Source organism: bacterium, from assembly GCA_024224155.1.
Taxonomy (GTDB): domain Bacteria; phylum Acidobacteriota; class Thermoanaerobaculia; order Multivoradales; family JAHEKO01; genus CALZIK01.
Map to the genome: position 1 here is coordinate 1 of JAAENP010000194.1, position 821 is coordinate 821.

2 protein-coding genes are annotated in these 821 nt (G+C 64.4%); both read left to right on the plus strand.

The window, feature by feature from the left end:
* The first annotated feature begins 5 nt into the window (after window positions 1–5).
* Complete coding sequence (yidD, locus tag GY769_10645; protein ID MCP4202376.1) at window positions 6–200, plus strand: membrane protein insertion efficiency factor YidD; 195 nt, start codon at window positions 6–8, stop codon at window positions 198–200.
* 40 nt (window positions 201–240) lie between these two features.
* On the plus strand, window positions 241–821 hold a 581-nt coding region (locus GY769_10650), incomplete at its 3' end, for a hypothetical protein (GenBank protein MCP4202377.1).

The window sequence follows — 821 nt, forward strand, 5'->3', positions numbered from 1 at the left end:
AGTTTCTGGCAGAATTTTTTCAGCTCTACAAGCGGTGGATTTCTCCGCTGCTGCCAAGGGCCTGCCGGTTTTCACCAACCTGCTCGGAGTATGCCCGGCTCGGGGTGATCAGATACGGCGTGGTGCAGGGGAGCTGGCTCGCCGTAGCTCGGCTGCTGCGCTGTCACCCGTGGCATCCCGGTGGCATAGATCTACCGTAACGCGAGCCTCGATCCCCGAGAATCTCGGAAAGGAACGTTCGTGGAGAATCGCCGGCTTCTCTTCGCTGCTCTGTTGTCGGTCGTCATCTTGATCGGCTGGAATTACCTGCTGGTCACCCTGCGGCCGCCGGAGGACCCCTCGAATCTGTCGACTCTCGACGAAGGGGTCCCACACCAGGAGACCGGCTCGCCTCGGGACAGCGGCCCCGAGGAGTCCGCTCCGCAGCCCCTCCTTCCGGAGCAGGGAGAGACGGTGTCGCCGGGCACGGACGACCCGGGTACCCAAGACCCGTCCGAAGCGATCGATTTCGGTGCCGACATGGTCGCGGCCTCGGAGGAGAGCCGCGCGGTGCTCGAGACCGACGAGTTCAGGGCCGAGTTCACGAACCTCGGCGCGCAGTTGGTTTCGCTCCAACTGTTGAAGCATGCCGGTCCGAATGGCGCGCCGCTCGAGATGGTCGTGCCGCGGGGTACGGACCCCTATCCCTTCGCCATGGTCGTCGGCGGCGAGAGATCTCATCCGCTCAACAAGGTCCTCTTCGAATGGACGGAGGAAACGGACGCCGAGGGCTTTGCCCTCCTGCGCTTCCGTCACTCCAGCGAACGGGGCGCCGCCGAGAA